Origin of the sequence: Kribbella sp. NPDC050470 (assembly GCF_044458365.1) — a bacterium.
Taxonomy (GTDB): Bacteria; Actinomycetota; Actinomycetes; order Propionibacteriales; family Kribbellaceae; genus Kribbella.
Map to the genome: position 1 here is coordinate 249,064 of NZ_JBITHV010000011.1, position 26,302 is coordinate 275,365.

19 protein-coding genes are annotated in these 26,302 nt (G+C 70.1%); 18 read left to right on the forward strand and 1 reads right to left on the reverse strand.

All coding sequences use genetic code 11. The features are described 5' to 3' along the window. Nucleotides 1-76 precede the first annotated feature (76 nt). From ACIBGM_RS32605 to ACIBGM_RS32660, 12 genes are all read left to right on the forward strand, one after another. Entirely contained in the window at nucleotides 77-244 is a 168-nt protein-coding gene (locus tag ACIBGM_RS32605; protein ID WP_396387724.1) for a hypothetical protein, read from the forward strand. Between the two features lie 6 nt (nucleotides 245-250). Beyond that, complete coding sequence (locus tag ACIBGM_RS32610) at nucleotides 251-700, forward strand: DUF6507 family protein (RefSeq protein WP_396387725.1); 450 nt, start codon at nucleotides 251-253, stop codon at nucleotides 698-700. Continuing rightward, entirely contained in the window at nucleotides 697-963 is a 267-nt protein-coding gene (locus ACIBGM_RS32615) for a hypothetical protein (RefSeq protein ID WP_396387726.1), read from the forward strand. Before ACIBGM_RS32610 ends, ACIBGM_RS32615 begins: the two co-directional genes overlap by 4 nt. Next, complete coding sequence (locus ACIBGM_RS32620; RefSeq protein ID WP_396387727.1) at nucleotides 960-5,927, forward strand: toxin glutamine deamidase domain-containing protein; 4,968 nt, start codon at nucleotides 960-962, stop codon at nucleotides 5,925-5,927. Before ACIBGM_RS32615 ends, ACIBGM_RS32620 begins: the two co-directional genes overlap by 4 nt. Further along, nucleotides 5,927-6,418 carry a hypothetical protein gene (locus ACIBGM_RS32625; protein WP_396387728.1) on the forward strand — a complete coding sequence of 164 codons (492 nt, stop codon included), beginning with the start codon at nucleotides 5,927-5,929 and terminating at the stop codon, nucleotides 6,416-6,418. Before ACIBGM_RS32620 ends, ACIBGM_RS32625 begins: the two co-directional genes overlap by 1 nt. A gap of 216 nt (nucleotides 6,419-6,634) precedes the next feature. Continuing rightward, nucleotides 6,635-6,973 carry a hypothetical protein gene (locus ACIBGM_RS32630; protein ID WP_360521499.1) on the forward strand — a complete coding sequence of 113 codons (339 nt, stop codon included), beginning with the start codon at nucleotides 6,635-6,637 and terminating at the stop codon, nucleotides 6,971-6,973. Between the two features lie 14 nt (nucleotides 6,974-6,987). After that, nucleotides 6,988-7,293 carry a pore-forming ESAT-6 family protein gene (locus ACIBGM_RS32635; protein ID WP_360521496.1) on the forward strand — a complete coding sequence of 102 codons (306 nt, stop codon included), beginning with the start codon at nucleotides 6,988-6,990 and terminating at the stop codon, nucleotides 7,291-7,293. A gap of 100 nt (nucleotides 7,294-7,393) precedes the next feature. Further along, entirely contained in the window at nucleotides 7,394-7,771 is a 378-nt protein-coding gene (locus ACIBGM_RS32640; RefSeq protein WP_360521493.1) for a DUF6507 family protein, read from the forward strand. Beyond that, complete coding sequence (locus ACIBGM_RS32645) at nucleotides 7,768-8,049, forward strand: hypothetical protein (RefSeq protein WP_360521490.1); 282 nt, start codon at nucleotides 7,768-7,770, stop codon at nucleotides 8,047-8,049. Before ACIBGM_RS32640 ends, ACIBGM_RS32645 begins: the two co-directional genes overlap by 4 nt. A gap of 65 nt (nucleotides 8,050-8,114) precedes the next feature. Beyond that, complete coding sequence (locus tag ACIBGM_RS32650; protein WP_396387729.1) at nucleotides 8,115-15,203, forward strand: toxin glutamine deamidase domain-containing protein; 7,089 nt, start codon at nucleotides 8,115-8,117, stop codon at nucleotides 15,201-15,203. Further along, a complete protein-coding gene (locus ACIBGM_RS32655; protein ID WP_360521484.1) occupies nucleotides 15,200-15,724 on the forward strand; it encodes a hypothetical protein in 525 nt (174 codons plus the stop codon). Before ACIBGM_RS32650 ends, ACIBGM_RS32655 begins: the two co-directional genes overlap by 4 nt. 42 nt (nucleotides 15,725-15,766) lie before the next feature. Further along, nucleotides 15,767-16,006, forward strand: a complete 240-nt coding sequence (locus ACIBGM_RS32660; protein ID WP_360521481.1) for a hypothetical protein — start codon at nucleotides 15,767-15,769, stop codon at nucleotides 16,004-16,006. A 93-nt stretch (nucleotides 16,007-16,099) separates the two neighbouring features. Here the strand turns inward: ACIBGM_RS32660 and ACIBGM_RS32665 are convergent, their stop codons facing one another. After that, the gene (locus ACIBGM_RS32665) at nucleotides 16,100-16,972 is read right to left on the reverse strand and encodes a hypothetical protein (protein WP_360521478.1); all 873 of its coding nucleotides are present in this window, start codon (nucleotides 16,970-16,972) and stop codon (nucleotides 16,100-16,102) included. A gap of 189 nt (nucleotides 16,973-17,161) precedes the next feature. Here ACIBGM_RS32665 and eccCa point away from each other — a divergent pair, with 189 nt between their 5' ends. From eccCa to ACIBGM_RS32695, 6 genes are all read left to right on the forward strand, one after another. Further along, nucleotides 17,162-21,187, forward strand: coding sequence for a type VII secretion protein EccCa (gene eccCa / locus ACIBGM_RS32670; RefSeq protein ID WP_396387730.1), 4,026 nt, complete (start codon nucleotides 17,162-17,164; stop codon nucleotides 21,185-21,187). Further along, on the forward strand, nucleotides 21,184-21,588 hold the full coding sequence (locus tag ACIBGM_RS32675) for a hypothetical protein (protein ID WP_396387731.1): 405 nt from the start codon (nucleotides 21,184-21,186) through the stop codon (nucleotides 21,586-21,588). The genes eccCa and ACIBGM_RS32675 overlap by 4 nt, the downstream gene beginning before the upstream one ends. Nucleotide 21,589: 1 nt before the next feature. Beyond that, entirely contained in the window at nucleotides 21,590-22,639 is a 1,050-nt protein-coding gene (locus ACIBGM_RS32680; protein ID WP_396387732.1) for a DUF6177 family protein, read from the forward strand. Between the two features lie 28 nt (nucleotides 22,640-22,667). Beyond that, nucleotides 22,668-23,990 carry a type VII secretion integral membrane protein EccD gene (eccD, locus tag ACIBGM_RS32685; RefSeq protein ID WP_396387733.1) on the forward strand — a complete coding sequence of 441 codons (1,323 nt, stop codon included), beginning with the start codon at nucleotides 22,668-22,670 and terminating at the stop codon, nucleotides 23,988-23,990. A 12-nt stretch (nucleotides 23,991-24,002) separates the two neighbouring features. Beyond that, nucleotides 24,003-25,553 (forward strand): hypothetical protein, encoded by a 1,551-nt coding sequence (locus ACIBGM_RS32690; RefSeq protein WP_396387734.1) that lies wholly within the window; start codon nucleotides 24,003-24,005, stop codon nucleotides 25,551-25,553. A gap of 184 nt (nucleotides 25,554-25,737) precedes the next feature. Beyond that, a complete protein-coding gene (locus ACIBGM_RS32695) occupies nucleotides 25,738-26,298 on the forward strand; it encodes a Rieske (2Fe-2S) protein (RefSeq protein WP_360521462.1) in 561 nt (186 codons plus the stop codon). Nucleotides 26,299-26,302: the final 4 nt, after the last annotated feature.

Sequence of the window (26,302 nt, forward strand, 5' to 3'; positions counted from 1 at the left end):
TTGCTGCTGTCTGCGCGAGATCACCCGAAAGCGCGTGGAAAGCAGGTGGAAAGGTCGGATTGGCAAGGTGGCCCCCGTGATCAAATCCGACGGTGTCCCGGTCGACGAGGTGACCGCAGCGGTCAAGGCGCTGCACGCGAACGTGGCGACCCTGCGCAGTATCACGCAGCAGGTCAGCGACATCGGTGACGACATTCAGGACACGTGGCAAGTCGTGGGCTCCGACGACGCCATGGCCGGCTGACCCGCAGTGGACTGGGACATCGACGTCGAAGGCACGGGCCAGGTGCTCATCGACACGGCGACCGCTGCGGAGCCGTTCAACGAACTACTGACGACGTACGGCGAGGCGCTGGAAGCTCTGATGCTGGGAACGACCTACCTGGTCGTGGATTCCGGCGCTCGGCGGGCTGGCGCACGCGGCGGTCAAGGCGTTCTGGCGGGGGACACGGCGGCGCTGGGTTGCCTCAACGTCGTCTCGGCGGCCATCGGCGAGTACTCCGCGCACTGGGCGCCGACCCTGGAGGATGCGGCGACGCAGGTCACCGCCTCACTGACCGGTCTGCAGAACGCCCTCGAGGCCTACCTGAACGGGCAGGAAGAGATGGTCATGAACGCCCAGCGGAACGCCGCGAACGGCTACATCCCGGACCCGACGGCCGAGATGCCGACGACTCACGGCGGCGACGTCGCGGTATGACCGATCAGCAGCCGGCCGTGGTGCCGGAAGAGGTTGCCCAGGCCACGCGGGTGCGGCTCGCCGAGTGGCTGACCGGTCAGGCGTCCCGGCCCGAGCTGGGCGCGACGCTCGAGGAGCTCGCGGACTGGACCGCGCACCAGGCAGCGGAGTACGTCGTACTAGTTCCGCCCGGCTACGCCAACCTGCTGTTCCTGGTGGGCGATCACGGCATCAGTTCCTTCGCGCCGAGCGAGCAAACGCTCGAGCAGGCGATGCAGGCATGATCCAACCGGAAGGCATCCCGGTCGAGGAACTGACCGCCGTTGCCGCGGCCCTCGAGGAGCACATCTCGCAGCTGAGCGGGCTCGGCGAGCCGTTCACCGACCTGGGCAGCGACATCCACAGCACGTTCCAGGGGCTGAACGCGGTGTACGAAGCCCCTGAGCGGGAGCTGCTGGTCGGCTCGACGCTGAAGATCAAGACGAACCTCGACGAGTTCGGCCCGAGTCTGCCGGCGATGGCGGGGCATCTGGTGACCTTCGCGGGGGAGATGCGCGCCTTGGCGTCCTTTCTCGGAAGCATCCAGGAAGACGCCTACGACTGGGAGCGCCGGAAAGACGCTGACCCGGAGTGGCAGAGCGATCAGGCCATGGTGGACGAATGCAACATGCTGGTCGGGTTCGTCGACGCGATCATGACGGAGCGACTCCCGGAGATCTGCTTCACCGCCGCCAACGAGATCGTCAAGTTGCACGGCGGCGACACCTGGGACCCGGAGACCGGCCTACGCGAAGACGAGGAGCCACCCCCACCACCGGAGGACGCCCCGGTACCGGAGGACCCGCCGTGGGGGACCGCAGAGGATGTGGATCATCCGTGGTGGGCGGACACCCTCATGGCCCCGGGCTACTTCTGCCAGGGCGTCCTCACCGTCGTCGCCGAGACGGTCGAGAGCGTCCTGACGCTGGTGCCGGTGCTCCCGTTGCTGGGCGAGAACGACCGATTGCGGGACTGGGCGAACGACACCCTGAACTACGACATACCGACCTGGGAGGACGCGGGGAACGCCTGGAAGGGCTTGGGAATCTTCGTCGGGCAACTCGCGTCGGCTCCGGGCCAGCTCCTCGCCTGGGGCCAGGAGGAACTCTTCGGCATCGAGCGGCCCGACTGGCTCAAGGAGTGGAGCGAGACGGGCCTGACCATGGGTGACCAGATGATCGAGGGCTTCCTCGCCTGGGACGAATGGAAGGAGAACCCGGCCAAGGCCTTGGGGATGGTGACCACGAACATCGTCGCCACCGTCTTCTCCGGCGGCTCGGCCGGCGCGATCAGGGGCGCCGCGATGGCGGGCAGGTTCGGCATGCTGAGCAGCACGGTGGCGAGGGTCGCCGGTGTGGCCTCGAAGGTGCAAAGCGTGCGGATCACCATGCACGACGCAGCGCTGGCCGCGGCGATGAGGATCCCGAAGGTCAGCGAAGTGGTCTCCGGGCTGTCCAAGATCCCGGTCATCGGCGACACCTTCAGATTCGAGGGCGTCCCGCCGGTAGACGTACCAGTCGACGTCCCCGACCTCACCGACTCGACCTCGACGACCTCGTTCGACTCACCCGACGTCACGACCGACACCTCGTCGTTCGACAGCTCGTCCGTGGACACCTCGTGGGTGGACTCGCCCGACGGCACAACCGGCAACCCGCCGATCGACACACCCGACAACACCTACATCCCGACCAACAACCCCCCACTGGCGTCGAACGTCGACCCGGTCACACGCCCGGACCCCGTCACCACAACCCCCGTTCCGCCCGTCCACCCCGGCACAACGTGGCCGACCCCGCACTCACCGGCTACGACTCCAACACCCGGCACCCCCGCCCCGGACCCAACAACGCCAACCCCCCAAACCCCCACCACAACCCCACCCCACACCCCGAACACGTCGCGTACGCCGGACACGTCGCGTACGCCGGACACGTCGCGTACGCCGGACACGTCGCGTACGCCGGACACGTCGCGTACGCCGGACACGTCGCGTACGCCAGACACGTCGCGTACGCCGGACACGTCGCGTACGCCGGACACGTCGCGTACGCCGGACACGTCCCGTTCGCCGGAGTCGACGCGGACACCTGAGACATCGCGCACCCCCGAAACGTCGCGTACACGGGAGTCGACGCGTATGCCGGAGACATCGCGTACGCCGGAGACGTCGCGTGCGCCGGAGTCGACACGTACGCCGGAGACATCGCGTGGGCCGGAGTCGACGCGTCCGCCCGAGAGGTCGCGTTCGCCCGAAACGTCGCACACGCCTGAGACGACCCACACGCCGGAGTCGAGGCGGACGCCGGAGTCATCGCGCACCCCCGAGACGGCGCGTTCGCCGGAGGCGAGGTCGAATACGTCGGGTGGGGCTCGTACGCCGGAGGGGACTCCGCCTGCGCGGACGCCTGAGCACGCCTCGCGGCCGGAGGGGGCCGGGAACGCCGAGCCTGTCGTGACACCGGTCATGCCGATGCATCCCGGCATACCAAGTCATGCCGGTCCGCCGAACGCGCCGAACGCTCCGAGCGCCCCGGGCCGGACCGGTACGCCGAACCAGCCGGGCTCCGTGGACACACCGCCTGCGCGACACACACCCTCCACCGAAACTCACCGCGGCGGATCGGACTACAAGCCGCCGTGGGAGCGCAACGACCCGCGCGGTCCGATGCGCGGACCCGACCCGAACACCCCGCCTTGGCAGCGGAGCGACCCGATGCGGCCACAGCGCGCGCCGTACACCCACATGGACGCAGCGAACGACCCGAAGTGGGACGACCCGCTGGCGCGTCAGGTCGAGCTCGACAAGCTGAAGCCGGACTACCTGCGTCCGGAGCCCGGCAAGCCGCGGCCGGACGTCGACCCGTTCAGCCACATCCTTGTGGACCCGATGGATCCGCGGATCGGCAAGCTGACCGACTCGGTCGGTGACCCGCCGCACAGCAACGTGCCGGACTGGATCGGCAACGTCAACCCCGACTACGGGAGGAGCAAGCACTACGAGATGAACTGCCCGGAGGTCGGGCGGAACTTCTGCGACATCCTGTACGGAAAGCAGCCGCGGCTGGCGGCCGGCAACAAGCTGAACAGTGGCGAGCAGCCCGACACCACGCTGGAGTGGATGGGCCTCGCGGACTTCAAGCCGGAGCACAAGATGTGGGCGCAGCCGGACCCGAACGCCAACCCCGCCGACTTCACCAACGCCGCGTACCGCCGGGTGGTCGACGCGCTGACCGACCGGCCGCCGGGCACACACGCGGACATCTTCGTCACGTGGCGGGGCAGCAATCCCGGCATCCCGGGCGGCGGGCACGTCTTCAACGCGTTCGTCGATGACACTGGCCGGGTCAAGTTCGTCGACGCGCAGCCGGAGGGCGGCAAGGTCGAGGACGCCTTCCCGGACGGGCACACCGGATCGGACCCCGCGAATCCGTACTGGGTCGAGACGCCGCTTCCGGGCGGCGGCACGAGGCGCGATCCGATCGACATCACCTCGATCAAGTTCGCCGTCCGGGAGCCGGACGGGCAGTGGGAGGGCGTCCCGCGCACACCGAACAACCCACCGGCGTCCCAGTCGCAGATCCCACACCCGCAGCCCCAACGCGGCGACACACCCCACCCGCCGAACCTCCGTACGCCGGAGGCGGACTCGCAGGGGTCCGGCGATTCGCACGGCGGTCTCTGGGACCGGTTCAAGCGGCGTACTGGTGCGGACGCGACGCAGCCAAGTCCGGAAGCCCCGGCGCCCAGCCCCGAGCGACCGAGGTCGCCAGGTACGCGATCGGAGCCCGAGTTGGCAGACCGGAGGTTCCAGGCATCGACCTACGACGAAGCCGAGTTCCTGCGCAGGGACCGCGGGTACCAAGCAGGGCGGATCGAGCAGCTCCGGCAACGGGGCCGGCTGCAGCCCAGCTCAGCTGTCGACCACCTGACGGATGTCGAGATCCGCGGCCTGGAGAAGTTGCTGCAGACCGATCACCAGTACATCAACACTGCCTACCGCGCGGGTGACTTCAGGATCGAGGGCGACCCTACGGTCCGCTTGGCGGTGTCCGCGATGAACAAGATGCCGGATGTGCAGGGGACCGTGCACCGGGGCCTCGCGATCGACGATCTGCAGGCGTTCGTGCGGCGTTACGCGCCCGGTTCCACTGTTCGCGAGCCGGCCTTCCAGCACTCGGCCAAGACGCCGGACGGCGCCTTCGGGCACACCGAGACGCCGGGCCGCGCCGCCGGATACAACGTGCGACTGGAGATCGACGCCCGGCACGGCAAGGATCTGAGCTTCCTGCGCGACGGCTTCCAGGAATTCATGCATCCGCCGCACACCACGTTCCATTCCACCGAGATGCGGTACGACGAGGCGACCGGCACGTTGCACGTCAAGCTCCGGGACCACGGCGGGCCGCCGGAGGCGCCGCCCGGGGGCTGGCCGCCGTTGCCGACGGTCCCGGGCCTCGACCCCAGGGTTGCGGCCGTCCGGGAACGGGTGGAGGCGACCCATAGGACGGTCGCGCCTGAGACCCTGCAGACGCCGATCGATCCGTTCGCCGACCGCGTGTCGCAGTACCAGCCGGGTCAGCAGCCGTTCTCACCGCCGCGGTACGGCGCTCAGCCGTCGCAGCCTCCGTATGGCGGCCAGCCGTCGCGGGCGCAGTACGGTGGGCAGCCGTCGGCGGCGCAGTACAGTGGACAGAGTTGGCGGCCGGGTGACAGTGCTTTCGGCGTGAGCGACAAGCCGGGCTTCGATCCGGCGTTTCACCACCAGGCCCTCGGGGACCAGTTCTCGCCGGGCGTGCACGACCCGGACGGTGCGTTCCAGAGCAAGGAGCGGGACATCGCCGACCGGCTCGAGCAGGAGGGCTGGCGGGTCGACGCACGCCCCGAGGACCACGGCAAGGCGCACATGAAGAACCCGGAGTCGATGGTCCGCAAGAATTCGGCGGACGAGGGCCTGATCACGGAGTTCAAGACGCCGAACAGTGGAACGAAGCCGGCGATCAAGCGACTGGTCAACAGTGCGAGCAAGCAGGTCCCGCCCGCGGGCGAGGTCGTCATCGACGGCCGGAACGTCGGCCTCACCGAGGAACTCGCCAGGGAGGCGTACAAGAGCGCGAGGCACCAGCGGGGCGCGACGGTCGCCGCGAAGGTGCATTTCATCCTCGGCGACGGCCGGATCGTGACCCGCGACGTGACGGAGGTGGTCTGATGGCAACGCGGGAGAACATCTTCCTGCAGTCGGGTTCGACGGCTGCCGAGGAGGCTACGCTGCTCGCCGGCCTGCTCGGGCTGGAACCGATCCCGGACACGTCCGGAGCGGGACCCGACGAGTACGGGCTCCGCGGTCCGGCCCGGACCGTCGACGGCGTACTGGGCTTCGTGATCCAGCCGAACTACCACGTCGAACCGGACCCGGAGCCGGAAGACGTCCAGGCGATCGACGCCTACCCGATCGAGATCGACATCTGGCTGGGCCGGGACGAGGTGGCACAGGCGCAGGAGGCGCGGCTGGTGTTCGACCGGCTGGTGCAAGCGCGCCCACAGGTGCCGATGCTGCTCTGCCACGAGCTCGGCCGGCTGGTCGCGGCCTATCTTCCGGGCCGGGGCGTCCGCGAGTTCCCCGCCGGTACGACGATGGACGCGGCCGACGCCGGCCAGTGGCACGGCTGGGTACTGGACCTGGCAGACCAGGAGAAGTGACCGACTCGTGCACCAGCCCCCAGCCGTCCGGCTGGGGGCTGCTTCGCGTTGCCCGACAAGTTGATTGAGGCAACAAGTGGGCGGGTTTCACAGATCCGTCACACGGACCTTTCGATCCTGCTCGAAAGGCTCGGCCAGGCGGCGGGCGGCACCAGGATGACCCATAGCTGCGACTAAGGTTTCGTTGCGGCGCAACCACACTTCGAAGGAGAGATTGTGACCGGACGCTGGGACATGGGCCAGGACACCCTGAGCCAGTTGGCCAAGAAGACCACGACCGGAACCCAGGACCTCGGTGGGCTGGTGAAGCAGCTGGTCGCCGCCGCGCAGCCGCTGGAAGGCAAGATGAGCGGCGCCGGCAAGCAGATGTTCGACGCGTTCAAGGCGAACGTGGACGGCATCGCCGCCGACCTGAACGCCGGGCTCGCCGCCATCAACCAGGGTCAGTCCGGGATGGACACCGCCTTCCGCACCGGTGACAGCGAGATGGCCGACACCGCGAAGAAGAACCAGGGTGCGGCCGACTTCAACGCCGCCAAGTTCGGCAAGCGCTGAGAGAGGAATCGACGATGGCAAACCGCAACAGCTACGACACCGCGGCCTCGGGCGAGGTGCAGTCGAAGATCAACAGCCTCTCCGGCCAGATCTCAGGCCTGATCGCGACCCACAAGCAGAACGTGACCGCGGCCCTGTCGGACGCCTCGGCCAGCGGCGTGACCGAGAACTACCGTGGCGTCGAGGACCGCTTCAACAAGGCGGCCGACCAGACCCTGGCGATCATCCAGTCGCTGAAGGACACGCTGGCGCAGAACGACTCGACCGCCGCCGCGACCCTGAAGAAGGCGTCGGCCGCGGTCGACGGTATCGGCGGCTGACCGCCGTACCGCACAGCATCACCCGCCCTGGACGTTCCCCGCTCGGCGGGGCGCGTCCGGGCTTGTTGTGGGCAGGGTCCGGCAGATCTGAGGAGTGACAGTGGACTGGGACATCGACGTCGCGGGAGCGAGCAAGGTCCTCACCGACACGGTGACCGAGGCGGAGCCGTTCGACGGGCTGGCGAAGTCGTACGGCGAGCAGCTGGGCGCGATCATGGAGGGCCTCAACTACGAGACCTTCACCATCGTCGCGGTCGCCCTCAGCGAGTACGGCCAGCACTGGCAGCCGACGCTGGAGGCCGCCGCGAAGCAGGTCGGCGCCTCGCTGACCGGCGCCCAGAACGCGCTCCAGGCCTACATGGACGGCCAGGAGGAGATGGTCCTGAACGCCCAGCGGAACGCATCGAAGGGTGAGGTCCCCAACCCGCCCGGCGGGAACCCGCAGCCGCAGCCGACCGGAAGGAACAAGGCCGTATGAGCGAGCAGGAAGCGGCAGTCGCGCCGCCGGAGGTCGCACAGGCCGGCCGGGTGCGGCTCGCGGAGTGGCTGACGGCCGAGGCGCCGTCGCCGGAGCTGGGTGCGACGGCCGAGGAGCTGGCGGACTGGGCGGCGTACCAGGTCCAGGAGTATCTCGTCTTCGTTCCGCCGGGCTACGCGAACCTGATGTTCCTGGTGGCCGACCACGGCATCAGTTCGTTCGCGCCGAGCGAGAAGACGATCGAGCAGGCGATGGCCGAGGCCCGCCCGCAGTCGTGATCACGGCCGTCCGCCGTACCAGCAGCAATCGTTGATCCCGTGTCTGACCGAGGACTGAACCTGACATGATCAAACCCGAAGGCATCCCGATCACAGAGCTCGACAAAGTGGTCTCGGCCCTCGACCGGAACGTGTCGAAGCTGGGCGGTCTCGGGCAGGGTTTCACCGACGTCGGCAACGGTGTGCACAACACCTTCCAGCGGCTGAACGGCGTGTACCACGCGCCGGAGCGGGAGCTGCTGGTCAGCTCGACGAAGAAGATCCAGACCAACCTCACCGAGTTCGGCCCGAGCCTGCCGAAGATCTCCGGGCACCTGGACACCCTCGCCGACGCGGTGCGCAGCCGGCTGGGGACGCTGAAGGACATCCGGGAAGAGGCCTACGAGTGGCACCGCCGGAAGAACCGGAACCCGGAGTGGCAGAACGACCAGGACATGATCGACGACAACAACCGGATGGTTGGTGACGTCACCCGGATCGTCCAGGAGGAACTGCCCGACCTCTGCTTCACCGCGGCCAACGAGATCGTCAAGCTGCACGGCGGCAAGACCTGGGACCCGGAGACCGGCGTCCGCGAAGGCGAGAAGCCGCCGGAGCCGAAGGAAGAGGAAGGCGACCCGCCGGAGCCCGCGTGGGGTACGCCGGAAGAGCGGGACAAGCCGCTGTGGCAGGACATCGTCGAGTTCCCGGTCGACTTCGTCGTCGGCGTGGCCACGGTCGTCGGCGAGACGATCGAGGGCCTCCTGACGCTGATTCCGGTGCTGCCGCTGCTCGGCATGATCCCGGGCCTGAAGGACTGGGCGAAGGACACCCTCGGGTACGACATCCCGACTTGGGAGGACGCAGGCAACGCCTGGGTCGGCCTCGGCACCATGGTCGGCCAGATAGTGACAGCGCCGATCCAGCTCGCGTGGTGGGGCATGGACAAGCTCACCGGCCAGGACACCCGCCCGGACTGGGTGAAGGACTGGGGCGAGATGGGCCTCACCATGGGCGAGCAGATGTTCAAGGGCTTCGTCGCGTGGGACGAGTGGGCGAAGAACCCGGGCAAGGCGCTGGGTATGGCCCTCACCAACGTCGTCGCGACCGTCGCCAGTGGTGGTACTGCGGGCGCGGTCAAGACTGCTGCGATGGCCGGCAAGTTCGGCGCCGCGAGCATGGCGGTGTCGAAGGTCGCCGGCGCGGCCTCGAAGCTGCAGAGCATGCGGGTCGGCATGCACGACATGGCGCTCGGCGCGGTGACGAAGATCCCGAAGGTCGGCGACGTGGTCGGCGGACTGTCGAAGATCCCGATCGTCGGCGACACCTTCAAAATGCAGGGCGTCCCGAGGATCGACGTACCGTCGGTGGACACGCCGAGCGTCGACGCGCCGAACGTGTCCGTGGACGCTCCTTCGGTCGACACGCCTTCGGTGGACGCGCCGACGACGACGCACGCGCCGAGCGCGGACTCGCCGTCGACGCCTGTCTCGCACTCCGACCCCGGTACGACGACGCCGACCAACCGCGCGCCCGACACCACTTCCCCCGGCACCACCACGCCGGACACAACCGCGTCCCCGACCACGCGCACCCCCGACACGACCACGACGACCCCCGGCGGCCGCGGCGCGGACGCTCCGACGTCGTCAAGCACCCGCACACCGGATTCGACCACCTCGCCGGGCACTACACGTACGCCCGACTCGTCCACCTCGCCCGGTACGACGCGCACGCCCGACTCGAGCGCCCCGAGCACGTCGCGGACGCCGGATTCGAGCGCCCCGAGCACCTCGCGGACGCCGGATTCGAATGCGCCGAGCACCTCGCGGACCCCTGACTCGAACGCGCCGAGCACGTCGCGCACGCCGGATTCGAACGCCCCGAGCACCTCGCGGACCGCCGACTCGAACGCGCCCAGCACATCGCGCGCTCCTGATTCGAATGCGCCGAGCACGTCGCGTACGCCCGACTCGACGACGCACACCCCGGAGGCGTCCCGGACGCCGGACTCGACGCACACGCCCGAGACCTCCCGGACGCCGGACTCGACGACGCACACCCCGGAGACCTCGCGGACGCCCGAGACACACACCCCAGGCACCACGCGGACCCCCGAGACACACACGCCGGGCACCACGCGCACGCCGGAGACAAGCACTCCGAACACGCCCGACACCTCGCGCGTACCGGAGACGAACACGCCGACCACGCACACGCCCGACCCGGTCGCAGCGCGGAACGCAGACCCGGCAGTCGCACCGGTCATGCCGCTGCATCCCGGCGTACCAGGTCATGCCAGCCACGCACCGAACATCCCCAACACTCCGAACCAGCCGCACACGCCGAACCAGCCGAACACCCCGAACCAGCCGAATACCCCGAACCAGCCGCACACCCCGAACACGCCAAACCAGCCGAACACCCCGAACCAGCCGAACACCCCGAACCAGCCGAACACCCCGAACCAGCCGAACCAGCCGCACACGCTGGACCCGGCGCAGACGCCCAGCGCGTTGCTCCGGCCAGGTCCGCCGGCGGCCAGTCGTCGGCCGGGCGACGAGTCCTTCGGTCCGCGCGGCTACGACCCGGAGTTCGACCCGGACGCCGTACGGCGGGAACCGGATGCGCCCGACGGCGGCAACGACCCGACGTACGACACCCCGCTGGCGCGCCAGATCGAGATCGACCGGCTGAAGCCGGAGTACCTGCGCCCGGAGCCGGGCAAGCCGCGCTCGCAGATCGACCCGGACCAGTACATCGAGCCGCACCCGGCGGACCCCCGTCGCAGCGACCTGCGCGACTCGGTCGGCCGCCCGCCGCACGAGAACCCCGAGAACTGGGTCGGTAACATCAACCCGGACCACGGGGTGGGGCCGCAGTACCGGATGAACTGCGCGGACGTCTCGCGCAAGGTCGCCGACATCCTGAACGGCGGCACCCCGGACCTGGCCGCCGGGCGGAGGCTCGCCAACGGCGAGAACCCGGAAGCCACCCTCGAGTGGATGGACCTGGAGGACTTCCCGGCGGACCAGAGGATGGCCGTCCAGGACTGGAACGCCGACCCGGCCGACTTCACCAACGCCGCCTACCGGCGGGTGTTCGACGCGCTGAGCGGCCGTCCGCCGGGCACGCACGCGAACATCTTCGTCACCTGGCGATCCTCGATGCCCAACATCCCTGGCGGTGGGCACGTGCTGAACGCGTTCGTCGACCAGCACGGCCGGGTCAAGTTCCTCGACGCGCAGCCGCCCGGTGGCAGGATCGTGGACGCGTTCCCGGACGGGCACCACAGCCCGTACCCGAGGAACCCGTACGCCGACCCCGCGAACGGCAACCCCGGCGACATCACCTCGATCCAGTTCGCCGTCCGCGAGCCCGGCGGCCGCTGGGAAGGTCCGCCGCGCACCCCCGACACCCCGCCGGCGTCGCAGCTCCAGTACATGCGCCCCCAAACCCCCCTCGGCACCAACCGCACCCCAGACGTCCACACCCCCGGTTCCCCCACCCCGAACCCGAGCACCCCAACTGGACGTGCCCCGGATGGGCGTATGCCGGACACGGGCACGCCAGACGGTCGCACCCCAGACGGTCGCACCCCAAACGGGCGCACCCCGGACTCGCGCACCCCGGACGGGCGCACGCCGGATGGGCGTACACCGGAGACGGGTACGCCGGACGCGCGTACCGCGGATGGGCGTACGCCGGACGGGCGCACCCCGGATGGGCGCACCCCGGACGGGCGAACCGCGAATGGGCGTACGCCGGAGAGCAATGCTCCAGAGTCTCGTGCTCCCGAGTCACGCGGACCCGAGTCCGGTGCGCCGGACTCTCGCACCCCGGACTCTCGCACCCCGGACGGGCGTACCCCGGACGGGCGTACCCCGGACGGGCGTACCCCGGACGGGCGTACCCCGGACGGCCGTACACCGGAGACCGGTACACCGGATGGCCGCACCCCGGACGGACGTACGCCGGAGTCGCATGGGCCGGACTCGCGCACTTCCGAGACGCATGCGCCGGATGGGCGTGCGCCGGAGTCGCGTGGTCCCGAGGCCCACGGGCCGGATGGGCGTGCGCCGGAGTCTCGTGCCTCCGACACTGCCGCTCCGGACTTGCACGCGCCGGACGGTCGCACGTCGGACACGGCTGACCCGTACGGTGCGGGGTCTGATGGTTATGGTTCGGCGCCGCATGGGCGGGAGGAGCCGTTCAGTCGGTCGCCGTTGGCGGATCGGCGGTTCCGGGCGTCCGGTGCTGACGAGGCGGCGTACCGGAACACGCTGCGGTCGATCGACACGGCCAGGATGGCTGAGCACCGTGGTCGCGGCCGGGCGCAGCTCGGTGACAGCATCGACGACTTCTCCGACCTCGAGCTGAACGCGATGGAAGAGATGCTCGGGATGCCGCACCAGGACATCAACCGGGCGTTCCGCGAGGGAGACCCGCGGGTCGAGCAGATGCCGCTGGTCCGGATGGCGACGTCGGCGCTGAACCGGCTGCCCGACTTCCACGGCGAGATCCACCGTGGGATCACGCTCGACACCGTCGAGGAGCTGCAGGCGTTCCTCAACAGGTACCGGCCGGGGAACACCGTGCGGGAGCCGGCGTTCACGCACTCGGACAAGGACGTCGACGGCGCGAGAATCTTCAGCGGCGGCGATTTCGCGCCGGCGCGGGTGATCATGCACGTCGACGCCCGGCACGGCAAGGACGTGTCCTTCCTGCGCGACAAGGCCCTTGGGGTCGACGAGGTCATCCACCCGCCGCACACGCCGTTCTACCCGACGAAGCTGGAGTTCGATCGGGAGACGAACACGTGGCATGTACACGTCCGCGATCACGGCGGGCCGGTCGACGTACCGCCGGGTCAGCGGATGGATCCGATCGTGGTCGAGCCGGACACGCGGAACAACTACTGGCGGGACCACGCGCAGGCGCGTACGCAGCAGCCACGCTGGGAGCCGAACAACCCGGCGCAGAACCAGTTCGGTCCCACCGGCCAGCAGCCTGGTCAGTTCGGTCCGACGGGGCAGCAGCCCGCCTACAACCCGGGCCAGCCTGAGGCCCCGTCGTACGAGCCGCCGCCGGGCTACCTCCAGGGTCAGCAGCCGAGCCAGTTCGGTCCGACGGGACAGCAGGGCGGCTACCACCCGGGGCAGCAGCCCGGGGGCCAGTTCGGTCCGACGGGACAGCAGCCCGGTCAGCCGGGGCAGTACGGTCCTGGGCAGTCTCAGGCGCCGCCCCAGCAGCAGCCGGTGGATCCGTTTGCCCCCAGGCAGCCGGAGCAGTCGTTCGGTCCGGGCCAGCCGCAGCAGTCGCATGGTCCGGGTCAGCAGGGGCAGCCGTACGGGCCGGGGCAGTCTCAGGCTCCGGGGCAGCAGGGGCAGTTCGGTCCGGGTCAGCATCAGGGGCAGCAGCCGTACGGACCTGGGCAGCAGCAGCCTGGGTACGACCCGCGGCAGCCTGGTCAGTACCCAGCGCAGCAGCCGGGCCAGCCTGGTCAGTACCCGGGCCAGCAGCCTGGGCAGTATCCGGGCCAGCAGCCTGCGTATGACCCGCGGCAGCCGGATCCGTACCAGCAGCCCGGTCAGCCGGGGCGGCCGCCGTACGAGATGCCTGCGCCGCATCGGTACCCGGAGCAGCAGCCGGGCGGGCAGCCTGGGTACGACTCGAGGCAGCCGCAGCAGTTCCCGCCGCCCGGACAACACCCGGGACAGCCGGGACAGCATCCGGGCTACGACCCTCGCCAGCCGAATCCGTACCAGCAGCCGGGTCAGCAGCCTGGGTATGACCCGCGTCAGCCGGACCCGTATCAGCGGCCCGGTCAGCCAGGCCAGCACCCCGGTCAGCCGGCGTTCGATCCGCGGCAGCCGGATCCGTATCAGCGTCCGGGGCAGCAGCCTGGTCAGCCTGGGTACGACCCGCGGCAGCCGGATCCGTACCAGCAGCCTGGACGCCACGACCCGTACCAGCAGCCCGGTCAGCCGGGGCAGCACCCGGGCTACGACCCGCGGCAGCCGGATCCGTATCGGCAGCCGGGTCAGCCGGGGCATGACCCGTACCGGCAGCCTGGGCAGCAGCCCGGGCAGCCGGGTCCGCATCCGGGGTATGACCCGCGGCAGCCGGGGCAGGCGCCGTACGAGGTGCCGCGGCAGCCGTTTGGGCCGGGGAGTCGACCGGATGAGTTCGGTCCGTACGCGCGCCACACGCCGGAACAACCGCACACGCCTGGCCAGTCGCGAGCACCGGAACAGCCGCAAGCACCGGGGCACTTGCGTGCACCTGAGCAGCACGCGCCGGGCCAGCACGCTCCCGGGCATCACACGCCGGATCAGCATGTGCCGGGGGAGCGGGTGCCTGGGCAGGGTGCGCCTGGGGATCGGGCGCCGGGCGGCCAACCCCGCAACCAGCCCGACCCGTACGGCGGCCAACCCGACGCGCACGCGCCGCAGCCGGACCCGTACGGCTCGCAGCCCGACCCCTACGGAAGCCAACCGGATCCGTACGGCTCGGCCGAGCCGCCAACCCCCGCGGAGCAGCCGCTCCGGATGGGGACCGGGCCGAATGCCGACTATCCCGTCTACGCGCCGAAGCAGAACGAGTTCGTCAACAACTACCCGGAGGACGCGGCGTGGGAAGACGTCTACCGCGACATCCGGAGTGCGACCGACGACGTACCGAAGGTCGCCGAAGCGGCGGACGTCGATCCTGCCGTGGTCGAGGTGGCGAAGCGGAACGTCTTCCTGACCACTCACGACGTCGCGAACATTCCGGGCGAGCTTCGGCACGGGTACTTCACACCGCTGGACCACATCGGTCAGCTGTGGAAGGCGGCGATGGACGGGAAGGAGTTGAGTCCCGCGCAGGTCAACGAGTTGCGGTCTCTGATCGCGCACGAGTACGTGGAGGGCAAGCTGCTCGAGGCAGGCGCACCGTATAACCTTGCCGGTGACGGGCCCTGGGACGAGTTCGGCGTGTACCGGGCGGTCAACGAGGAGTTCGCAGGTCCGCACGAGGTCGCACCGAGGTCGTTGCAGTCCGGGCCCGACGTCGACCTGCTGGACAACTGGCCGAAGATGGGACTGACCAAACCCGAAGGTGGTCTGACACCGTCCGATCTGTCGAACCTGGACAAGGTCCTCGAGATTGCGAGAAAGAGGTTGGGATTGTGACCGACACGGTCGCCGCGGAGCGCATGGTCGCGCGCCTCCTCGCCGTGCAGTGGGACGACGACGCGGTCTACCGGCATCAGCGTTCCCGTGGCCTGTTGATCCGGGAGTTCGTCCGGCGTACGGCGCAGTGGGCGCAAGCCCTGGGAGCCAAGGAAGGCTGGCCGTTCGGCGATCTGGCCAGGGCCCTGGATCCGGAGGTCTCCGTGGATCCGGCGCTGTTGGCGAAGCTCGAGATCGACGCTGCGACGGCGGGGATCAATCCGATTCGGCCGGAGCATGCGGCCGCGATCGTTCGGTGGGCGGCTCTCGGCGACCTGCCCCGGCAGCGGTTCCCGGAGCTGGACGATCCGTACGAGCCGCTGCTGGCCCTGTTCGACCGGGGCGGCGGCTATTCGCAGGCGAACGGGTTCATCGAGATCGGCTACGGCGCGTTCCCGAAACTGTCGGTGGCCGAACGCGCCGAGCTGGAGCCGCTGGCGATAGACCCGGCGACGCTGGACGCGCTTGACAGGAAGAGCTGAGCGCGAGTGTCTGGTTCGTATGGGACTCAGGTTATTGAGTCGGTGGCGGTTCGGCGGCGGCGGTTGCGGGAGGCCTGGTTGTTTGGGGCTGAGCGGGCCAAGAACACGTTGAACGAGCAGACCGGTCGGGTGCTGGCCAGTGTGATGATCGGTGCGGTGGCTTGTGCTGGGTGTGCTGGGGTTTCGTACTTCCAGTCGGCGCAGGCTAAGGAGAAGGAGAAGCAGCAGCCGGCGCCGACACAGACCACCTCCGGCCCGGTCAGCCCTTCGCCGTCCAAGTAGTCCGGTCCCGCGCGGTTGGCGGGTTGTTGGGCCGCTGTTGGGTTGTAACCCGTCAGCCGCGCAACAAGCCGCCAGCGGTCGTGCGGGAAGGGCCTAGCGGCCGAAGAGGTGGCGTAGCCACGTCCGGCGCGGCTGGGGTTTCAACGCGGCTGGGAGTACGGCGCTGGGCGGCTTGGCCAGCGTGACCGGGACCTGGACCATCTGGTCGCCCTGCAGCCAGAACAGGTCGGGGGAGCACTGGTCCGGGGCGCCGCGGTAGCTTTCGGCGACCCAGCGGGCCAGCGCGTCGGCGCGCTCCTGGCCGGCGTCGGCGGGGCAGTAGGCGACGGTACTCAACCGGGGCACGCCGATCAGCACGCCCGCGCCTATGGATGCCTGAGGCAACAGGTTTTCCCGGTCGACGATCGCCATCGACACCAGCGGGTCGCCGTCGCGGCTGAGGATCGAGATCCCATCCTGCTGCTGCGGCTCCAGGTCGGCGATCTCGGCCAGGGTGAGCCGCACCGGCGACGGCACCCCCGGGTCCCCGAGCCCCAGCATGGACCGCCGTACGACGGTCAGCCGCCGCAACTCGTCACCCGTCCGGACGAACACGACCACCTCGAAGTGGTCGCCGAACGGCAGCAGCGCGTCGGCGACCGGGCCGGCCGTCCGCGCCGACCAGCCGCGTTGCACGAGCAGCGCACGCTGGCGTTCCGCGACGTCGCCGAACCGGTGCTCCTCGGTCGCGAGCTCACCCTCGGCGACGACCGCGCGCAGCCACGCCTCGATCTGTTCCGGCCAGCGTTCCTGTGGTAGCTGAAGGCAACGATCGACGATCTCGCCGACGCCCACCACCGCGGACATCTGCAACGCGCCGCGTCCCCAGCCCACCTCGACCGTGCGCTGTGTGGCGTCCACCACGCAGCCCGGCAACCAGATCGGCGCCAGCTCCGCAATCATTTCGACCACGGTGGAATCACTCATCCACGTCCTCGCTTCGCTCCGGGCGCGGAGGAGGCACAAACGTACTGTGCTTGATTGCAGACTCGCTGCGCTCGCCTGTACCTGTCATTCGATGACCTCACCCACCACTACAGTGTCTCGCACGTCCGTCGGTAAGAAGTACGAAGTCCCCCGCGCAACCGCGGGCTGGTCCAGCGGAGGAAAACCTTAGTGGCAAGCCGGATCGTGCACCGCCCGGCGCGGCGCACACCTGCCCCCGGGGTGCAGCAGCAGCGCGTGATCGAGGTCGCGCCGAGCCTCGGTGGCGGTGGAGGCGGCGGGGGTGGCGGCGGCGCGCTGCAGATGCTCCTGCCGATGGTGGGCAGCATCGGCTCGGTGGCGATGATGACGATGGGCCGCTCCGGCCCGATGGTCATGGTCGGGATCGGCATGCTGGGGCTGACCCTGGTCGGCTCGGTCGGCGGGATGCTCGCGTCCCGCGGCAGGGGCGGCAAGGACCGCAAGAGCCAGCGCACCCGCTACCTGGACTACCTCGAGCGGATGCGTGACGACTTCGCCAAGGAGGAGCGCAAGGCCCGGGCCCAGGCGCTCGAGTTGAACCCGCCGCCGGACGCGCTGCTCGACTGTGTGACGGATGTCTCCCGGTTGTGGGAGCGACGCCGTACGGACAGTGACTTCCTGCAGCCGCGGTGCGGCAGCGGGCGGGTGCCGGTGGTGCCGGCGACGGTCGGCCAGGGCGGTTCCGCGATGGAGCCGCCGGACCAGTTCATGATGGCCGAGGCGAACGCGCTGGTCCGGCGGTTCACCGAGATGCCGGACATGCCGCTGACGGTCCCGCTGGACCACGTCGGCAATGTCAGCATCGTCGGGGACCGCGAAGGCGTGGTCCGGATCGCCCGGTCACTGCTCGTGCAGACCGCGGTGTTCCACGCGCCCGAGGACGTCATGATCGCGGCGGCGTACCCGCAGGCCGCGCTGCCGGACTGGCACTGGCTGAACTGGCTGCCGCACGTGCTGGACGCGGAGCGCAAGAACGGCCCGACGCCGTTCCGCCGGATCGCGGAGACTCCGCTCAAGCTGTCGCGGCTGCTCTCCGACGACCTGAGCGAGCGGGTGCAGTGGGCGACCGAGTCGCGCCGCGGGTCCGTGGCCTTCGAGGACCGCCGCCGGCTGACCCGCCGGCTGCTCGTCCTGCACGACACGTACGGCGAGGTCGCCGCCGAGGTCCGCCCGCAGGCCGACGACTCGCTCGTGCCGGGCGAGCTCGGGGTCACCGTCCTGCACCTGGTCGCGGACCGGCTGCAGGAGCCGAGCTCGGTGACCATGCGGATCACCGTGTACGGCGACGACGTCCGGATCGAGGACCTGCGCGGCCAGTACCCGATGGCCGCCAGCGGCCAGGTGGACCGGATGGAGGCGCCGATCGCCGAGGGCATCGCCCGGGAGCTGGCACCGCTGCGGCTGTCCGCGGAGTCGCTGGACGAGGACGGGCAGCGCGACGACGTCGACTTCATGGGCCTGATCGGCATCACCGACGTGGCCAAGCTGGACTTCCACCAGCTGTGGCAGCCGCGGTCGGACCGGGCGTTCCTGCGCGTGCCGCTCGGCGTCGACGACAGCGGCGCCGTCGTACTCGTGGACCTGAAGGAGTCGGCGCAGCTCGGTATGGGCCCGCACGGCCTGTGCGTCGGCGCGACCGGTTCCGGCAAGTCCGAGGTGCTGCGGACGATGGTGATGGCGCTGATGGCCACCCACAGTCCCGAAGACCTCTCGTTCGTCCTGGTCGACTTCAAGGGTGGCGCCTCGTTCGCGCCGTTCGAGCGGGTGCCGCACGTGGCCGGCATCATCACCAACCTGCGCGACGACGCGAGCCTGATCGAGCGGGCCTACAAGAGCCTGGAAGGCGAGGTGCTGCGCCGTCAGCAGGTGCTGAAGGACGCCGGCAACATCGCCAACATCACCGACTACCGGCTGCACCGCCGGCAGAAGCCGGACATGCCGGCGCTGCCGCATCTGTTCGTGATCATCGACGAGTTCGGCGAGTTGCTGAACGAGCGGCCGGACTTCATCGACCTGTTCCTGTCGATCGGCCGGATCGGCCGGTCCATCGGTGTCCACCTGCTGTTGTCCAGCCAGCGGGTCGAGTCCGGCAAGCTGCGCGGTCTGGAGACCTACCTGTCCTACCGGCTCGGTCTGCGGACGTTCTCCGAGGAGGAGAGCCGGACGGTGCTGGACACCACCGACGCGTTCCACCTGCCGCCGCTGCCGGGCTTCGGCTTCCTCAAGGTCGACACGAGCGTCTACCAGCGGTTCCGGGCGGCCTACGTGTCCGGTCCGTACATCCCGCCGAACGACGAGGTCATCGAGGACGAGGGCACGGACGTGCGGCCGCACGAGCTGACGCCGTACCAGCTGTCCGAGGCGGAGCTGGAGGCGGCCAAGCCGGCCGCCGAGGCGAAGGCGACGGAGCGTACGACGGGGCCGACCGAGCTGAACGTGTTCGTCGACCAGGTACGGCGGGCCGCGCAGCAGGTGCTGAAGATCTGGCTGCCGCCGCTGCCGTCCGCGTGCACGCTGGACGCGCTCGGCGGCCGGGCGGACTACGTCGACGGCCGCGGCCTGCAGCTGGCGGCCCGGGCGCCGCAGATGAAGCCGCCGGTCGGTGTCGTCGACGACCCGGCGAACCAGCGCCAGGAGGTCTTCCGGCTGGACCTGACCCGGGCCGGCGGGCACGCCGCGATCGTCGGCGGTCCGCAGTCCGGCAAGACGACCGCGCTGCGCACGCTGGTCACCTCGCTGGCGCACACCCACACCCCGCAGGAGGTCGCGATCTACGCGCTCGACCTCGCGGGCGGCGGGATGCAGGCGCTGTCCGAGCTGCCGCACGTCGGCGGGGTCGCGCTACGCACCGACCGGGAGCGGATCCGGCGGACGGTCGAGGAGATCCGCGCGATGATCGACCACCGCGAGCGGGTGTTCCGCAACCACGCCATCGACACGATGGAGGGCCTGCGCAAGGACCACGCGGAGGGCGGGATCCAGGAGCTGCCGACGGCCGACGTCGTCCTGGTGATCGACAACTTCGGCGCGATCCGGACCACGTTCGACGAGCTGGACGAGCCGATCACCGACATCCTGCAGCGGGGCAGCAGCTACGGCGTGCACGTGGTGGCGTCGATGATGCGCTGGAACGACGTCCGGATGCAGAACCAGGCGATGTTCGGCACCATGCTCGAGCTCCGGCTGAACGACCCGTCGGACTCGAACATCGACCGGCGGCTGCAAGAGGTGCTGCGTAAGGCAGGCGCCGGCCGGATGCTGGTGCCGGGCAGCAAGCTGTACGCGCAGTTCGCGCTGCCCCGGGTGGACGGTGTCGCCGACGACGACAACCTGTTGGAGATCCTCGAGGCCCAGGCGGTGGCGGTGCGGTCCACCTGGCAGGGCCCGCGCGCCCCGCAGGTCCGGATCCTGCCGCTGCAGCTGCCGCGGGACCAGGTGGCCGACGAGGTCCGCGAGCCGGCCGTGGTGCCGATCGGGGTCGACGAGCGCGCGCTGGCCCCGGTGTACCTGGACCTGGGCGGTCGCGACACCAACCTGGTCGTGTTCGGCGACAGTGGCTCCGGCAAGACCAACATGGTCCGGCTGGTCGTACAGCAGCTGATCGAGCGGCACGCGTCCGAGCAGCTCGTGTTCGCGGTGATGGACCCGCGGCGCGGTCTGCGCGAGTTCGTGCCGGAGGCGTACGTCGGTGGCTACGCGCCGACCGGACGGGTCGCCGCCGGACTGGCGGCCGGGGTGTCGCAGGAGCTCGCGAAGCGGATGCCGGACGACTCCGGCGCGATTCCGGAGGCCGGTCAGGGTGGCCCGCGGATCGTCGTACTGGCTGATGACTACGACCTGCTGACGTCGGGTGGGCAGTCGCCGATGGACCCGTTCCTGCCGTACGTCGCGGCCGGCCGGGACATCCGGTTGCACTTCATCGTGACCCGGCGCGCCTCGGGTGCGTCGCGGCAGCTGTACGAGCCGTTCCTGTCCGCGGTGATGGAGTCCGGAGCGGCCGGTCTGGTGCTGTCCGGCGACCGCAGCGAGGGCCAGCTCTTCACCGGCGCGTACCCGGGCGACTACCCGCCCGGTCGCGGCTTGTTCGTACGACGCGGCGACGGACCGCAACTGGTCCAGACGGCCATGGCCGACCCGGTCGAGGCCGCCAGCAACACCAGCGGAGGAAGCAGATGACCTACGACCTGGTCGCACTCGTCGACGGACGTCCGTCGAGTGCCGACGTCCTGGCCGGCCTGGCCGCTGCGGGGGAGGAGCTCGGAGTCCGCGCGGTCAGCGGCGGCGCCGTCGTCCAGCTGTGCGGCGAGGACAACCTGCCGTTGGTGTCGATCGAGCTGCCGCTGCTGATCCAGGTGCCGGGCGAGGTGGAGCGGATGCTCGGTACGACGGTCGGTGTGGTGGACACGCCGGCCTGGTGGGTGGAGATCCGGGCGACCGCGCGGGACGGCGCGCGCGAGGTCGCGGAGCAGTACGCGACCACGCTGATCAACCGGCTGGGCGGCAAGGTCTGGACCTCCGACGGCGTCCGCACCGCCCAGCACGAGACACCGCAGACCGCGAGCGAGGGAACCGACTGAGATGCCGAACGACCTGATCTTCAGCCCGGGCGTCGACCTGATCACGGAGAACGTCGCCGTCGTCATGCAGGACCGCCCGGTGATCGGCATGTCGGCCTGGCTCAGCGACGCGCTGACGTCGGCGAAGATGGCCCGGCGGGACGTGCAGCTGGTGACGCCGAGGAGCTCGAAGCTGACCTGGCCGGTCCGGTCCACGCTGTTCAAGGGCGCGTTCTCGAAGTGGGTCGTCACCGGCGAGGACGGCGAGTACTTCGACGGGCTGAACGGCGTCCGGCTGAAGTGGAACGGCGACATGTTCATCGCCCGCTCGGCGGTCAAGCCCGGTGAGCAGAGCTCCGACCTGCACCCGGACTTCGTGATTCAGGAAGACCCGTTCGGCCAGCTGCAGTTCACCGTGCGGGTCCGGCACAAGCCGGTCGACAGCCTGATGCTCGGCCGGGTCGCCGAGCGACTGTTCACATCGGCCACCGGCAACGGTCCGGCCGGCTGGTCGACGTCCGAGCCGGTGACCCAGCCGTGGAGCCCGGAGGCGCTGACCGAGTACTGCCGGGACCGGGCCCCGGAGCCGACCTGGCTGATCCTGGCCGGGCAGCCGGGCGCTGAGTTCCGGCCGTCGGTCGGCACGCTCGAGGCCCGCCGGACCAAGTCCGGCGTGGACGAGACCGTCACGCTGGCGGTCTCCCAGCCCGGGATGGAGTTCCCGAGCATGCACAAGGTCGGCGAGTGGATCGACGAGATCGCCGACGACTTCGAGCTGATCTCGGCGATGGTGATGGGCTCGTACGGCGAAGCCGACGGCACCTACGCGCCGCGCTTCGTCGGGATGGCCTGCCCGATCGGGATGGCCGCCGGGAACGAGGCGGTCCGCGCGTCGAGCCTCAACGAGATGCTCACCGTCGAGGGGATCAGCAAGGCGCTGGCGATCGGGCCGGCGCACGCGCCCGCGGTCTGGTACCCGATCGGGGACGGGCGCAACCCGCGCGACTGGGAGACGTACGCGACGTTGATGAAGAAGCTCATCCCGGCCGACGCGCTGGCGGGCAAGCGGTGACGAACGACCAGAACAGGAGTATGCAGGCATGAGCACCTACAGCCGGGTGACGGTGATTGGCCAGCGCCGGCGGCTGGACGCCGTACTGCCTGCTGACGAGCCGCTCGGCGTGCTGCTCCCGGACCTGCTGCGGATGCTGGACGAGCCGCTGCAGCAGACCCCGCAGCGCCGCTTCCTGACCACCGCGACCGGTGTGCTGGTGCCGCCGGAGGGAACGCTCGCCGCGGCCCAGATCATCGACGGCTCGGTGCTGCGGCTGGCCGCCGAGGGCGAGCTTCCGCCGCCCCCGACCGTGTACGACGTGACCGAGGAAGCGGTCGAGGACCTCAAGCGCCGCGGCTCGACCTTCAAGCCCGCGCACCGGCGGATCCTGGCCGGCGCCGGGTTGGTGTTCTCGGTCGTTGCGGGCGCGATCTCGCTGCTGGTCGCCGCGCCGAACGTGCTAACTGGCGTTGCCCTGTTGGTCTTGGCGGCGATCTGCGCCTTCGTCGGAATCGCCCTCGGCCGGTCCGGCAACAAGGTCGTCGCGATCCCGCTGGTCACGGTGGCGACCGTCGTACTGGGGCTGACTGCCGCGTTCTGGGCGCTGGATGCGGGCTGGAACCTCGGGCTGTCGATCGCGGTCGGCGCGCTGTGCCTGGCGTTCGGTCCGATGTTCTACGCGGCCGCCGGCGTGGCCGGTGGCGGTGTGGTCGCGGGTGCAACGGCGATCTTGTTCGTGGCGATCTGGATGATCGGTGCGGGCACTGGGCTCGACGCGCATCGCATCGGCGCGTTGGCGGCGTTGTTGGCCGTCCTGCTGCTCGGCCTGCTGCCGCGGCTGGCGCTCGCCTTGTCCGGGCTGTCCGGCCTGGACGACCGGCGTGCGTCGGGTCAGGAGATCATGCGCGGTGACGTGCAGGCTGCGCTCAACGCTGCACACCTCGGCCTGGCGCTCGCGGTCGTGCCGATCGCGATCTCGTCCGCGGTCGCCGGGATCATGCTGCTGCGTCAGGGCGGGGCGTGGGCGGTCGCGCTTGCGCTGGTGCTGGCGTTCCTGCTCGCGTCGCGGTCCCGGCTGTACCCGTTGGTGAGCGAGGTCGCCGTACTGTTCGCGGCCGCGTTCACGATCGTGTCGGGATGTGTGCTGATCGCGGCGGTGAACGGTCAGGGCGGCGCGTTCATCGCGCTCGGCCTGCTGGTGCTGGTGGCGATGTTCTGCGCGTTCGGTCTCAGTTTCGCACCGGCGGAGCATGTCCGCGCGCGGCTCACCCAGCTGCTCGACTATCTTGAGGTCGGGGCGATCATCGTGACGGTCCCCCTGGCGCTGGGAGTCTTCGGCGTCTACTCCGACCTGCTGAACGCGTTCTGACGACCGGATGGAATGACTGAATCGAACTGGCAGGGTGACATGCTGCGCCGGATGGCGGAGCAGCCACCGGCCGAAGACCCTGACCGCCCGGACACCCCGCCCGCCCCGCCGCCGGCCCCCGCTGGGCAGGGCGGCGCCGCGATGCCTCCTGCACCTCAGCAGGGTTATCAGCAGCAGCCCGGCCCGCCGCCGGCGCAGCAGCAGGGAATGCCTCCACAGCAGCAGGGTCCTTATCAGCAAGGGCCGTATCAGCAGCCGTACGGGCAGCAGCCACCGCCGCCGCCTCCTCCGGAGTACCACCAGCAATATCCGCAGCAGTACCCACCTCAGCAGTACGAGCAGCAGCCACCGCCACCCCAGTACGCACCGCAGCAGCCGCCTCCGCAGTATTCGCCGGAGCAGCAGTATCCGCCCCAGCACTACCCGCCGCAGCAGCCCTATCCGCCGGAGCAGTACGCGCCGCCGCCGTACCCGCCTCAGCAGGGTTATCCGCCGCAGCAGGGGTATCCGCCGGAGCAGTATCCGCAGCAGGGGTACCAGCAGCCGCCGCCGTACCAGCCTGGGCCGTACGACCAGCAGCAGTACGCGCCGCCGCCGTACGAGCAGCAGCCGCCGTACGAGCAGTACCCGCCGCAAGGGCAGCATCACCCGGGGCAGGTACCGCACGAGGACTATTACGACCAGCAGCCGCCACAGCAGCACGGCGGAGGCTGGGCGGAGCCGCCACCGACTCCGCAGTCGGACCAGATCGGCACGCCGATGCCCGAGCCGGAAGGGGACTCGGTCTTCCGCCGGTTCCGCCGGATCGCCTCCGAAGCGGCGTACCTGGTCGGCGCCTCGGGCCGGATGCAGCGCGACGTCGACAACATCGCGACCATCCGCCGGCCGATCGCGATCATGCGCCGGATCGGCGTCCTGAGCCCGGTCACCAACGGCGGTACGTCGACCGTCACCGCATTGCTGTCCACCATGCTGGCCGCGCAGCGCTCCGACCGCGTCGTCGCGGTCGACGCCGACCCGAGTGGTGCCGAGCTGTCCCGGCGGCTGGAGCAGTCCGTCGGAGCCGGTCCGATCGAGCGCGTGACGCTGGTGCGCAGCGAGGGCACCGCCGACGCCGTGCGTACGACGCTCGCGGAGGCGCAGGGCCAAGGGTCGCGGGACGTCGGGCTGGCCGTGGTCGACTGCCCAGGCGGCATCTTCGACGAGGTGGGCAGCGAAATGGCCGGCTCCGGCCACTGCGTTGTCGTGGTGCTGCCGTCCGTGCAGCACGTGGCGGAGTACTGCCTGTCGCAGCTCGACCAGCTCACGCCGGACGGCCAGGACGTGCTGCTCAATCGCGGCATCATCGTCATCACCGTTGTCGAGAACGTCGATCCGGCGTCGGTGAGCTGGCTGGTGGCGGCGTTCCGCCAGCGCGGGATGGAGCCGGTCGTGCTGCCGTTCGACCTGCACATCGCGCAGTCGTGGCCGCTGTACAGCGAGCAGTTGCAGTCCGACACCCGCCGTACCGTCCTCGAGCTGGCCGCGCGGGTCGTGGAGACGGTCACTCGCACTGCCAGCTGACCCACAGGCGGTTCACAGCAAAGCCTCAACTCCCGGTTGAATCCTGAAAAGGTGCTCGAACGCTGAACCGTTCGGGTGATCCGGTCGTTTGTCCCGGTATCCGCCCCGCACTCGAGGGGCCGGGTAGAACATGAAGAAGCAGAGCGTTCAACTACTTTGACGGAAGCTCCTGGAGGTCCAGTTCATGAGCGATGACACCATGGCCCCGCCGACGACCCCTGAGGCCGGGCCTGCGGCGGACGACCTGCGCAACCGGAGGTCGGTGCTGCGCTGTGCCGCGATGGTCGCGCTGGCCGGCGCCGGCGCGCCGATCCTGGCCGCCTGCGGTGGGGGAGACGACGCGGGCTCGGCCGGCACCACCGGGACCAGCTCGGCCCCGACGACGAGTGCACCGTCGTCGAGTGCGCCCTCGTCGACCGCCCCGTCCTCGAGCGCTCCGGCGACGACGGCGAGCGGGACGGTGCTCGGTCCGACATCCGACGTGCCGGTGGGTGGCGGGAAGGTGTTCACCGAGGCCAAGGTCGTGGTGACCCAGCCGTCCGCGGGCCAGTACAAGGGCTTCTCGGCCGTCTGCACCCACCAGGGCAACCCGATCGGCTCGGTGGAGGGCGGCGAGATCGTCTGCCCGTTCCACAACAGCCACTTCAGCATCACCGACGGCAGCCCGGTCAGCGGCCCGGCCCAGAGCCCGCTGCCCGCCGTCAACGTCGCCGTCCAGGGCAGCAACATCGTCCAGTCGGCCTGAGACA